The organism is Amycolatopsis sp. cg9 (genome assembly GCF_041346945.1).
GTDB lineage: Bacteria > Actinomycetota > Actinomycetes > Mycobacteriales > Pseudonocardiaceae > Amycolatopsis.
This window is the reverse complement of the sequence record NZ_CP166850.1, coordinates 1,442,730-1,454,498: the sequence shown is the minus strand read 5'-3', so window position 1 is coordinate 1,454,498 and position 11,769 is coordinate 1,442,730. Positions and strand designations below refer to the sequence as shown.

Sequence of the window (11,769 nt, the reverse complement as noted above, 5' to 3'; positions counted from 1 at the left end):
GACGGGATGGGTTACACAAGTTCTGCCCGCCGCGGCGGCGTCGGAAAGTCGCGAGCGGCTCGCAAACTGAGCTCCGTCCGGAGGTCGCAGCTCGTCACGACCTACGGGGTCGGTTCTCTCATCGCGGTCGACAACGAGTCCTTCATCGTGTCCGGACTCGATTCCTGGAACATCTCCGAGGCGCCGGAAATCCACGAGCGGCGGCTCGCCCAGCTTCTGGGCGTCGATTCGTTCCGGCTGCCGCCCGCGCCGGACCAGGAAAATGCCAAGGACGGTGTTCGCGTCCGGAGGTTCCCCGAGTACTACTCTTGTCCGAGTTGCCATGCGTTGCAGAAGTTTCGTGACTTCAACACCGCCGGGGAAAAGGCGAACTGTGGGGACTGCGACGAGTTGCTGGTACCGTCGCGGTTCGTGCTCGCCTGCGACGGTGGTCACATCCAGGATTTCCCGTACTCGAAGTGGGTGCACCGAGGCAAGGGGGCTTCGGGTTTCTGCAAGGGTTCGCTCGAACTGAGGGCGGCAGGCGCGTCGGCTTCGCTGAGGGCGATCGTCATCGAGTGCAGTTGCGGTGAGAGGGCTTCCATGGAAGGTGCCTTCCGCCGCAAGGCGTTGCGCGAGCTGGGTATCCGTTGCTCAGGAAGTTCTCCGTGGTTGCAGGATGACAAGCCTGCGCCGTGCGAGCAAACTCCGCGGACGATGCAACGTGGTTCCTCTTCGGTCTGGAACCCGGTCATGAGTAGCGCTCTCTCCATTCCGCCGTTCAGTGAGGGTGTTCACGCGCTCGTGGAGCGGGAAAAGTTGTCGGACGCGCATGACGAAGCCGTGCTGTGGTTCTGCAAAAGCCACCACGCGAAGCTGCAGCAGGCGAATGCGACTCCGGACGACGTTCTCCGGGTGGTTGCCGAACTCAAGGCAGCGCGGGAGCGCGAAGCGAACGGCGGCGAGGTGGAAATCGTTTCTTCGGCATCGCTTCGTGTGCAGGAATACCGGAGTCTGGTGGCCGGTAGTCGAGAGCGGCCCGACGACGGTCTGCAGTCGTTCGTCTGCGAGCCGCCGGAAGGAAGCCTCGATCCGCTCGGCGAGTTCAAAGTCGACGGCGTCATGTTGGTCAAACGACTCCGCGAGGTGCGGGCGCTCGCGGCCTTCACCCGTGGGACGCCGTCCGAAGAGAACTCCGACGATGCACGCCAGGCTTCGTTGAGCAAAGCCGACTTGAGGTGGCTTCCCGCCATCGAAGTGGTCGGAGAGGGAGTCTTCGTCCGCTTGGAAGAGGACGAGGTCCGTCGATGGGAAACCCGTGATGCTGTCCGTGATCGGGTCTCGACCATTCGGGACAACCACCTCAAGTTGCTTCGCGAGCGAGCTGCGCTCGACCCGCTGAAGTCAGTCGACCAAGTGACTTCGCCCGTCTCGGCGCGGCGCGTGCTGCTCCACACTCTCGCGCACGCCCTGATCAACGAATGGAGCTTGGACGGCGGCTACCCGGCTTCCGCGCTGCGGGAAAGGATCTACGCCGGTTCCGAGATGTCCGGCGTCCTGATCTACACGGCGACCAGTGATTCAGCGGGCAGCCTCGGCGGGGTGGTGGCGCAGGGTGAGCCCGAGCGGCTTACGCAGACATTGGGGGGTGCGTTGCTGAGAGCCTCCTGGTGTTCCAACGACCCGCTGTGCATGGAGTCGAAGAGTAGCGGCGTCGACGGGGTCAACCTCGCGGCCTGCCATGCGTGTGTGCTGTTGCCCGAGACCAGTTGCGAAAACAACAACTGCTTTCTCGACCGAGCTCTTCTGGTCGGCGATTCCACGGCAGAGGGTCTGGCCTACTTCGCCCAGACGGTCTGAGTCCTCGACAGGAGCGCATGCTCGGGTGTGTGCTCCTGTCGACGATGTCGGGTCATCGCGACGGCCCGGCTTTCGACTCTTGTATCGAGACTGCGTGTGCCCCCGGCAGGATTCGAACCTGCGACACCCGCTTTAGGAGAGCGGTGCTCTATCCCCTGAGCTACGAGGGCTTGCGTACCTCGGGCAGCCTACCCGACATGCGGTACGAGGTCAGCAAGGCCCGCAGGTGGGCGAACGCCAGGCCGCCGTGAGACGCCTGGCCAGTCGAGCCGCTGCCCCGCTGCTCCCGGTATGGCTTCCGTCACTACCTTGTCGGTAAGCGACGAGATGGGATCCGGAGTGCGAACCTACTACGACCAGGACGACTACGAAGGCTACGAAGCCGGTCAGGACCTCCTGGTCCGGCGCTTCACCGTCTGGGCCGAAGCGCAGGGCCGTGAGATCGACCCCTACTCCGTGATCTCGGCGCTCCAGTTCCGGCACACCTCGATCGACGGGCGGCTTGCCTACTGGACCGGCGAGCTGGTCAGGGACTTCCTGCTGACGTACGTACCGCGCACGCTCTCGGCCACCGCCGACGACGCCGTTCTCGTGCCCGAAACGCTGCAGCTCTTCCTCCGCTACCTGCACGAGACCGGGCTGGAAGATCCCATGAGCGAGCCGCCGGCGGGTCTTGCGGGGGCGGTTGCCAAGGCGGCCGCCGAGTTCCCGGCCGCGATGGCCGATGAACGCAACTTCGGTGTCGGCAAGTACTGGGTCATGACCGCCCTTCGGAACGGTGTCGACGCTGAGGAGTCGGACGCCTTGAACGCCTTCCTCGCCGAGGTGCGCGAGGGGAAGCACGCCTACGACGCCGAACTCCTCGCGGAAATCGCCGCCCGGCATGCGAGCGAGCAGCCCGAACGCGCTCTTCCCCAACTGCCGGTCTCGCTGCCGGCGGACTCGGAGCTCAAAGCCGCGGCGGAGCGCTCCTCGCTGGTGATCAAGCTCCGGAAGTTCGTCGAGTGGGTGGGTGACGGCCGGGCGCTGACCGGGACCGGTGCTCTCAAGCTCGCCGACGCCCGTGAGCTGGTCTCGCTGCTGGACACCGGCGACGACTTCGAACGGGACCTCGGCGGCGAGGTCCAGACCGTGCGCAGCAGCGCCGACCTGCCCAATCTCGCCATCCTGTTCGAACTGGCCAAACGCGCGCGGCTCGTGCGGGTGGTCAAGGGCAAGCTGGTGCGCGTGGCGAAGGCGGCGCCGCTGGTCAAGGACGGGCTCGCCTTGTGGACAGCCGCGTTCGACGCGGTCCCCGAACCGGGCCTGCTGGTCAAGGACAGCGGTTGGGCACCGGGCTACGCCTTGTTGCTCGACGAGAACCTCGACATCGTGCTGCCGGACGTGCTCAACACGATCTACGGCATGCCGGAGCCGATTCCCGTGGTCCGGCTTGCCGAGACTGTGTGGCTGGCCTGTACCGAGGGCTACTACCTCGATCTCGAACCGTCGATGGAGCCGCTCTGGCGGGACGGGCTTGCGGGTGAATTTCGCCGGCTGCTCACGAAGCTGGCCGAGTTCGGCGCTGTCGAGCTGACCGTGGGACCGCCCGACCCGATGTTCAGCATGGATCTGGTGCCGGAGAACCCCGAGCTCCCACCGGACGTCCAGGGCCGCCTGCGGGTCGCGCTCGAGGCCCCGTCGGTCGATCTGGTCGCCCTCACCCCACTGGCCACCCGGGCCGTCCGGGCCCGGATGCTGCGGGAAGGCCGGTTCGCGCCCCTGGTGGGTGAGCTCGCCGCCGCAACTCCCGCGGCAATGCTTGGCGTGGTCGCGGAGCATTACAGCGAAGACGAGGCCGCGGCGGAGATCACCGGCTGGCTTGCCGCGCACGGTGGCCGGGACGCGGGACTGCCGTTGCTGCTTGACGCAGTCCGCGAGTGTCCGTTCCGCACGCGGGCGTCCGTCATGCTCAAGATTCTCACCGGCTCCCTTCCGGACGGTGACGCGGCACTGCACGACCTGCGCACCGACCCGGCCTTGGGGTCGATCGCGACGCAACTGCTGGTGGAGCGCGGCGAGCTGGCTCTCGAAGACCTCGATGAACGCGAGGCCCTGCTCGGTATGGCCGAGCAGTTCCTCGTCCTGCTGGAGACGGCCGGACCGGAAGCGACGGCTGCGACGCTGACCGAGGTGCCCGACGACGAACGCGCCCACCTGGCGAAAGCGATCCTCGGTTCGGGCCACTCGGATCACTCGGGGCTCGCCGAACTGGCCGAAGTGTTCGAGCAGGTCCGGCCGGTCCGCAACGTGCATCCGCTGGGTGGTTTGACGCGGTCCCGCGGTACTAACGGAAAGAGCAAGAAACGCCGAAGGTGAGCCGGGTTCACTGTCCAGCCGATGGCGCGGTCGGCCGCTCGCGCCGGTGGCGCGCGCATCGCGGTCCTACGTTCGACTTTCTGGTGAGGCACAACCGACCCGGTAGCGTGCCGACATGGGCATGAAGAGCGAGCGGCGGGCAGCTCGTGAGAAGGTCGCCGCCTACCACGAGGAGCGGCTCGCCGAGTTGGTCGAGAAGGTCGCCGAGGCTGTTGACCGACACCGGGCAGGCGAACTGGATGCCTTCGAAGTCGACGAGGTGATCCACCAGTACCACCGCGCCACCCGAAAGCTGTGGACATTCTGCGAGCTGTCCGGTTCGCACGCCGAGATCACCGCGCACACCATTCAGCACATGGCTGATGAGGGCGTCGCCATAGATTGGTGGCAACGAGGCGAGGCACGTCGCCGGTGATCCCGGCGGGCGGCCCGACCTACGTCGTCACCCAGGTGAGTGGTTCTCCTGGCGTCCGGGACAGGCCGGTACACCCCGCCGGGCGGTCCACCGCACCTGACCTGGACGGACCAGTCGGTCACCTGGTCGTGTCTGGTTTCGAACTGCTGAACAACAGTAGGTAACCTTCGTTAACGGGACGCGGGGAGCCGCCTCCTACTGGCTGTTGCGGAGGGCTTCGTTGATCAAGCTCATGTTCGCCGACGACGAGGAACTGGTGCGCTCGGGGTTGCGCGCGATGATGTCCGGGGCCCAGGACATCGAGATCGTGGGGGAAGCCTCCGACGGGAGATCCGCGGTCGAGGTCGCGCGGCGGTACCACCCGGACGTGGCCCTGCTCGACATCAAGATGCGAGCCCCGGACGACGGCATTCGCGCGCTCAGGGCCATCCTCGCGCTCCCCGATCCGCCCACTGTGGCCATGCTGACCACCTTCGACATCGACGAGTACGTCAGTCTCGCGCTGCGGCTCGGGGCCAACGGCTTCCTCCTCAAGGACATCGATCCGGCGGCTCTCCTCCGCGCCGTCCGGGACCTGGCCAGGGGTGGGGCCGTGCTCGATCCGGGGGTTGCCGCGCGGATGGTTCAGTCGCATCGGGACGAACAACGTGCTGCTCAGCCCGCCAGGAAGCTGCTCGCCTCGCTGTCCGAACGGGAGCGTGAGGTCGTCGCGCTGATCGGTCAGGGGCTCTCCAACGCCGAGATCGGGGGGCGGCTCCACCTCTCCGAAGCCACCGTCAAGGGGTACGTCTCCGCCGTGCTCTCGAAGATCGGTGCCGCGAACCGGGTGCAGGCCGCGCTGCTGGCCTACCGCGGTGGGCTGCTCGACCAGTAGATGCTGCTCACGGCGCTGGAGTTCGTCGGGCTCGTCGCCTTCGCCGCGTCCGGGGCGCTCGCCGCCGTGCGGGCGCGGCTCGACGTCTTCGGGGTGGTCGTGGTCGGGCTCACCACCGCGCTCGGGGGTGGGGTCATCCGGGACGTGCTGCTCGGCATCCACCCGCCGACGACGTTGCGGAACTGGCCCTACCTCGCCGTCTGCGCCGGGACCGCGCTCGTCGTCTTCGCCTTCCACCCGCAGGTCGCGCGGTTGCGGCGGGGCGTCCTCCTGGCCGACGCGCTCGGGCTCGGTGTCTTCGCCACCGCAGGTACGACCATCGCGATCGACGCCGGCGCGACCGTGTACGCCGCGTGCCTGATCGGGATGACCACCGGGATCGGCGGGGGCGCCGTGCGGGATCTGCTGCTCCGGGAAATACCGCTCGTCCTGCGGAAGGAGATCTACGCCGTGGCCGCGCTGGCCGGGTCGGTGCTCGTCGCCGTCGGTCACGCTCTGCGACTGCCGGCCGGGCCGGTCACCGTGGTTTCGGCCGCTGCCGTGGTCGCCGTGCGGATGATCGCGCTTTGGCGGCACTGGAACGCGCCGGTCGCGCGAGCGCCGGAGTGAGGGAATCTCTTTGTTAGTTCTGTGTGTGTTCTTAGGCGGGTCTCAGCACGCTGAGTAAAACTATCGCCATGCGCATCCTTGTGGTGGACGACGACCGCGCCGTCCGTGAGTCGCTTCGGCGGTCCCTGGAGTTCAACGGTTACCAGGTCCAGCTGGCGAGCGACGGTGCGCAGGCGCTGGAGGCGATCATCGCCGACCGGCCGGACGCCATGGTCCTCGACGTCATGATGCCGCGGCTGGACGGGCTCGAGGTGGCCCGCCGCCTGCGCAGCACCGGTGACGACCTGCCCATCCTCGTGCTGACCGCGCGCGACACCGTCTCCGACCGGGTGTCCGGCTTGGACGCCGGCGCCGACGACTACCTGCCGAAGCCGTTCGCGCTGGAAGAGCTGCTCGCCCGGCTGCGTGCGCTGCTGCGCCGTGCCTCGCCGGAGGTCCAGAACGGGCAGGCCTCGGAGGTCCTGTCCTTCGCGGACCTGACCCTCGACCCGGGCACCCGGGAGGTCCGCCGCGGCGGCCGCGAGATCAGTCTCACCCGGACCGAGTTCGCACTGCTGGAACTGTTCCTTTCCTACCCGAAGCACGTCCTCACGCGGGGCCGGATCCTGGAGGAAGTATGGGGTTACGACTTCCCGACGTCGGGCAACGCGCTGGAGGTCTACGTCGGCTACTTGCGCCGCAAGACGGAGGCCGAGGGGGAGCCGAGGCTGATCCACACGGTGCGGGGGGTGGGGTACGTCCTGAGGGAAACCCCGCCGTGACCGAGCCCGGCGATCCCCGGGGCACGCGCTGGGGGACGCGCCGGTTCTCCCTGCGTGGCCGGGTGACGCTGCTGGCCGCCGCCTGCGTCGCCGGTGCTGTCGCGCTGGTGTCGATCGGCGCGTACATGGTCGTCCGCAGCAACCTCTACCAGCAGCTCGACGACAGCCTGATGGCGCGTGCACAGGCCGCCGCCGACTCGCCGCAGGTGCAGACCGAGCTGCGGCAGGTCCCGGGCGCGTTCCTCGCCAGCGCCGACCTGCAGATCGGGCAGCTCAGCGCCGCGCCCGACGTCGCGCACGCCGTGATGACGTACCCGCTGTCGAGTTCGGCGCCGCCCTTCGACCAGCGCGAACTGGCCGTCGCGAACGGCGACTCGGCCGAGTCGATGCGGACGGACTTCCGCACCGACAGCCGCGTGGTCGCGCTGCCGACCGGGCACGGCGAGGCCATCGTGCTCGCCCAGTCGATGGGACCGACCAAGCGCACGCTGAACGAGCTCGCGCTGGTGCTGTTCCTCATCGGCGGCGCCGGCATCCTGGTCGCCGCCGCGGCGGGCACCGCGGTCGCGCGGACCGGCCTGCGCCCGGTCGAGCGGCTGACGTCGGCCGCCGAGCGCGTCGCCAAGACCGGCGACCTGCGGCCGATCCCGGTCAGCGGCGACGACGAGCTCGCGCGCCTCACCACCAGCTTCAACACCATGCTCGGCACGGTCGCGGACTCGCAGGAACGCCAGCGCCAGCTGGTCGCGGACGCCGGCCACGAGCTGCGGACGCCGCTGACGTCGCTGCGCACCAACCTCGAGCTGCTGCTCTCCGCCAGCAAGCCGGGCGCGCCGCCGCTGCCGGACGAGGACCGGATCGACATCGTCGCGGACATCAGCGGCCAGCTCGACGAGCTGACGCAGCTCATCGGCGACCTCGTCGAGCTCGCGCGCCAGGACGAGCCGCGCGAGCGGTTCGAACGCGTCGAGCTGCTGGACGTCGTCGAGCGAGCGCTCGACCGGGCACGGCGGCGCGCGGGCGAAATCAACTTCGACGTGTCGCTGCAGCCGTGGGTGCTCACCGGCGACAACAGCTCGATCGAGCGCGCGGTGCTCAACCTGCTCGACAACGCGGTCAAGTTCTCGCCGCCGGAGTCGACGGTCTGGGTGCGGCTGTACCCGCTCGGCGACGGCACGGCCGTCGTCGAGGTGGCCGACGCCGGGCCGGGCATCGCCGAGGAGGACCTGCCCAAGGTGTTCGACCGCTTCTACCGCTCGTCGGAGGCGCGGACGCTGCCCGGCTCCGGGCTCGGGCTGGCGATCGTGAAGCACGCGGCGGAACGGCACGGCGGTGCGGTGTACGCCTCGCAGGCGCCGGAAGGCGGCGCGTTGATGACGATTCGGCTGCCGGGGGCGCCCGGCTGACCAGCAGTTCCGAAGTTCACCCGAGGCTCACCACCAGATCCTGTGTTGAATCGTGTAGGATTTTGTGTGGTTGGGCTAGACGGGGACGGAGTTGAACGGTGCTGGCGCGTCAGCGACAGGCGGTGATCCTGGAAGAGGCACGCCGGACCGGTGCGGTCCGGGTCAGCGACCTCGTGACCAGGCTGGGCGTGTCCGACATGACGGTGCGCCGCGACCTCGACGTGCTCGCCGGGCGCGGGCTGGTCGAGAAGGTCTACGGCGGTGCCACCTCGATCGTCGGCAAGAGCACCGACGAACCCGGGTTCGAAGCCAAGTCCGTCCGCCAGCGCGCGCAGAAGGAAGCCATCGCCGAGCTCGCCGCGACGCTCGTCCGGCCCGGCACCGCGATCGGCATCTCCGCCGGCACCACCACGTGGACGCTGGCGCGGGCGCTCGACGCCATCCCCGGCCTCACCATCGTGACCAACTCCATCCAGGTCGCCGACGTGCTCCGCGGCTCGACGCAGCCCGATCGCACGGTCGTGCTCACCGGCGGGGTGCGGACGCCGTCGGACGCGCTGGTCGGCCCGGTCGCCGTGCACAGCCTGCGGTCGCTGCACCTCGACGTCGTCTTCCTCGGCGTGCACGGGATGGCGGACGGGCCGGGGTTCACGACGCCGAACCTCACCGAGAGCGAGACCGACCGCGCGCTGGTCGAAGCCGGGCGCAAGCTGGTCGTGCTCGCCGACCACACCAAGTGGGGCACCGTCGGGATCTCCACGATCGCCGACCTGGACGAGGCCGACGTCGTCGTCACCGACGACGGGATCCCGGACGACGCCAAGGAAACGCTCGCCGAACGGGCGGGAGAACTCATGATCGCCGAGACGGCGGAGACGGACGAGGCCCAAGAAGCGTGAAGCGCACCGTACGACACCTGGCCGACGGCCGGGAGATCATCTACTTCGACCAGCCCGGCGCACCCGACCGCGTCGCCGAGGACACCCGCGACCTGCCGCCGGTTTCGGCCGCGTCGGAGATCCGGCGTGACCCGCTGACCGGTGAGTGGGTCGCGATGGCCGCGCACCGGCAGACGCGGACGTACAAGCCGCCGGCGGACCTGTGCCCGCTGTGCCCGAGCAAGCCCGGCAAACCGAGTGAGATCCCCGAAAGCGACTACGACGTCGTCGTCTTCGAGAACCGCTTCCCGTCGTTCGCCGAGGACGTCATCGGCGAGCCGTCCACTGTGGATGGTTTCGGGCTGGTGCCGGTGGCGCCCGGCCGCGGGCGCTGCGAGGTCGTCTGCTTCACCAGTGACCACGACGGTTCTTTCGCGCAGCTGAGCGCGAAGCAGGTGCGGGCCGTGGTGGACGCCTGGGCCGACCGCACGGCCGCGCTGTCCGAAGTGCCCGGTGTGGAACAGGTCTTCCCGTTCGAGAACCGCGGCGAGGAAATCGGCGTCACGCTGTCGCACCCGCACGGGCAGATCTACGGCTACCCGTTCGTCACGCCGAAAACCGCGCGCATGATCGACGTCGCCCGTGCCTACCAGGCCGAGCACGGCCGCCCGGTGCTCGGCGACGTGCTGGCCGCCGAACAGAAGTCCGGTGCGCGCGTGGTGGCCTCCGGCGAACACTGGACGGCGTACGTGCCGCCGGCGGCGCGCTGGCCGGTCGAGGTGCACGTGGTGCCGCACCGGCAGGTCGCGGACATCCCCGCGCTGACCGACGCCGAGCGCGACGACTTCGCCGACGTCTACCTGGACGTGCTGCGCCGCTGCGACGCGCTGTACGACCGGCCGCTGCCGTACATCGCGGCGTGGCACCAGGCGCCGGTGCGCCAGGACCGCGAGCTCGGCTGGCTCCACCTGGAACTGTTCTCCGTGCTGCGCGCGAAGGACAAACTGAAGTACCTGGCGGGGTCCGAATCGGGCATGGCGGTCTGGATCAACGACGCTACGCCGGAGCAGATCGCGGAACGGCTCCGCGCGGCGGGCTGATCGGGCCATACTCATCTCCGATGCACAGGTTCGGCTCAGGAACCTCTCAGGACCATCGCGCAAGGTGAGGACATGACCGAGAACGACCCCAGCACGCACGACCCCGCGGCGCCGCGGCAGCCCGAGACCGGCCAGCAGGCCGCTCAAGGCGGTTGGGCGGGGAGCCCGTACGGTGAGCAGGCCAAGCCCGAGTCCGGCGGTGCGCCGCAGTACTCCGAGCCGTCCTACCACGCGGTGACCGGGGCCGATCCGTCGTACGGAGCGCAGAACACGAACCCCTGGTCCGCCCAGGGCGCGCAGCTGCCGTCCGGCCAGACCCAGCAGAGCGTTTACCCGCCGGCGAACCCGTACGGGCCGCCCGGCACCGCCGCCTACACCACACCCGCCCCGCCGCAGCCGAAGCGGTCCGGCGGGAAGCTGCTCGCCGGGGTCGCGCTGGTCGCGCTGCTGGTCGGCGGCATCGCGGGCGGCGCGGTCGGGTACTTCACCGGCGGCTCGTCCAGCCCCGGCAGCAACGCGCTCGACGCGCCGAAGCCGGCCCAGCAGACGGGCAACGCGCCCGCCGGCTCGGTCGAGGCCGTGGCGCAGAAGCTGTCGCCGAGCGTCGTCGAGCTGCAGGTGAGCGGGCAGCAGGGGGCCGGCGAAGGCTCCGGGTTCGTCATCAGCACCGACGGCTACATCCTGACCAACAACCACGTCGTCGAGGTCGCCGCGAACGGCGGGCAGATCCAGGCCGTGTTCCAGGACGGCCGGAAGGCCGCCGCCAAGGTCGTCGGCCGCGACCCGACGACCGACATCGCGGTCGTCAAGGTCACCGGCGTGAACAACCTGACCCCGGTGGAGCTCGGCCGCTCCGACGACCTGCGGGTCGGCCAGTCGGTCGTCGCCATCGGCTCGCCGTTCGAGCTGGCCGGCACGGTCACCTCGGGCATCGTCAGCTCGCTGCACCGGCCGGTGCGCGCGGGCGGCAGCAGCGGCGACCAGACGACGGTGATGGACGCCGTCCAGACCGACGCGGCGATCAACCCCGGCAACTCGGGCGGCCCGCTGGCGAACATGGCCGGCCAGGTCATCGGGATCAACTCCGCGATCTACAGCCCGCAGTCCGCTTCGGGCGGCCAGGGCCAGGGCGCGTCCGAGGGCGGCAACGTCGGCATCGGCTTCGCCATCCCGATCGACCAGGCCCGCCGCACCGCGGACACGATCATCAAGACCGGCCAGGCGGTGCAGACGTACATCGGCGCCGAGGTCCGTGACGCCCCGCAGGGCGGCGCCCAGCTCGGCGCGATCAAGGCGGGCAGCCCGGCGGAGAAGGCGGGCCTCAAGGAGGGCGACGTCGTCACGAAGATCGACGACCGCACCATCGACTCGGCCGACACGCTGGTCGCGGCGGTGCGCACCCGCGCCCCGGACGAGAAGGCGACCTTCACCCTCGCCGACGGCCGCACGGTCGAGGTGACGCTCGGCGGGCAGCCCGTCCAGCCCAACTGATCCGTTCCAGACGCTCGGCCGCCTCGGCGCGGCCGAGA

The 11,769-nt window shown here is 69.4% G+C and carries 10 protein-coding genes and 1 tRNA gene; 10 read left to right on the top strand and 1 reads right to left on the bottom strand.

Annotation, left to right across the window (positions count from 1 at the left end; all coding sequences use genetic code 11):
- The first annotated feature begins 6 nt into the window (after window positions 1–6).
- Entirely contained in the window at window positions 7–1,839 is a 1,833-nt protein-coding gene (gene drmB / locus AB5J73_RS06535) for a DrmB family protein (RefSeq protein WP_370968800.1), read from the top strand.
- 97 nt (window positions 1,840–1,936) lie between these two features.
- On the opposite strand, the gene AB5J73_RS06530 is transcribed toward drmB, so the two are convergent.
- Window positions 1,937–2,009: transfer RNA gene (locus tag AB5J73_RS06530), tRNA-Arg, on the bottom strand.
- Between the two features lie 169 nt (window positions 2,010–2,178).
- Here AB5J73_RS06530 and AB5J73_RS06525 point away from each other — a divergent pair.
- The 9 genes from AB5J73_RS06525 (at window position 2,179) to AB5J73_RS06485 (ending at window position 11,731) form a co-directional block, all read left to right on the top strand.
- Window positions 2,179–4,197, top strand: a complete 2,019-nt coding sequence (locus AB5J73_RS06525) for a hypothetical protein (protein WP_370968799.1) — start codon at window positions 2,179–2,181, stop codon at window positions 4,195–4,197.
- A gap of 115 nt (window positions 4,198–4,312) precedes the next feature.
- Window positions 4,313–4,612, top strand: a complete 300-nt coding sequence (locus AB5J73_RS06520) for a hypothetical protein (RefSeq protein ID WP_370968798.1) — start codon at window positions 4,313–4,315, stop codon at window positions 4,610–4,612.
- A gap of 220 nt (window positions 4,613–4,832) precedes the next feature.
- Complete coding sequence (locus AB5J73_RS06515; protein WP_003087851.1) at window positions 4,833–5,486, top strand: response regulator transcription factor; 654 nt, start codon at window positions 4,833–4,835, stop codon at window positions 5,484–5,486.
- Window positions 5,487–6,095 carry a trimeric intracellular cation channel family protein gene (locus tag AB5J73_RS06510; protein WP_086857059.1) on the top strand — a complete coding sequence of 203 codons (609 nt, stop codon included), beginning with the start codon at window positions 5,487–5,489 and terminating at the stop codon, window positions 6,093–6,095. It abuts the gene before it with no gap.
- Window positions 6,096–6,163: 68 nt separating this feature from the next.
- A complete protein-coding gene (locus AB5J73_RS06505) occupies window positions 6,164–6,856 on the top strand; it encodes a response regulator transcription factor (RefSeq protein WP_370968797.1) in 693 nt (230 codons plus the stop codon).
- Window positions 6,853–8,262: an ATP-binding protein gene (locus tag AB5J73_RS06500; RefSeq protein WP_370968796.1), complete on the top strand. Its 1,410-nt coding sequence runs from the start codon at window positions 6,853–6,855 to the stop codon at window positions 8,260–8,262. Before AB5J73_RS06505 ends, AB5J73_RS06500 begins: the two co-directional genes overlap by 4 nt.
- 98 nt (window positions 8,263–8,360) lie before the next feature.
- A complete protein-coding gene (locus tag AB5J73_RS06495) occupies window positions 8,361–9,161 on the top strand; it encodes a DeoR/GlpR family DNA-binding transcription regulator (protein WP_370968795.1) in 801 nt (266 codons plus the stop codon).
- Complete coding sequence (gene galT / locus AB5J73_RS06490; protein ID WP_370968794.1) at window positions 9,158–10,240, top strand: galactose-1-phosphate uridylyltransferase; 1,083 nt, start codon at window positions 9,158–9,160, stop codon at window positions 10,238–10,240. Before AB5J73_RS06495 ends, galT begins: the two co-directional genes overlap by 4 nt.
- Before the next feature lie 72 nt (window positions 10,241–10,312).
- Window positions 10,313–11,731 (top strand): trypsin-like peptidase domain-containing protein, encoded by a 1,419-nt coding sequence (locus tag AB5J73_RS06485; protein WP_370968793.1) that lies wholly within the window; start codon window positions 10,313–10,315, stop codon window positions 11,729–11,731.
- Window positions 11,732–11,769: the final 38 nt, after the last annotated feature.

Coding starts and splice junctions, on each gene's coding strand:
- drmB (WP_370968800.1), top strand. CDS start 7: ATGGGTTACACAAGTTCTGCCCGCCGCGGCGGCGTCGGAAAGTCGCGA.
- AB5J73_RS06520 (WP_370968798.1), top strand. CDS start 4,313: ATGGGCATGAAGAGCGAGCGGCGGGCAGCTCGTGAGAAGGTCGCCGCC.
- AB5J73_RS06510 (WP_086857059.1), top strand. CDS start 5,487: ATGCTGCTCACGGCGCTGGAGTTCGTCGGGCTCGTCGCCTTCGCCGCG.
- AB5J73_RS06505 (WP_370968797.1), top strand. CDS start 6,164: ATGCGCATCCTTGTGGTGGACGACGACCGCGCCGTCCGTGAGTCGCTT.
- AB5J73_RS06485 (WP_370968793.1), top strand. CDS start 10,313: ATGACCGAGAACGACCCCAGCACGCACGACCCCGCGGCGCCGCGGCAG.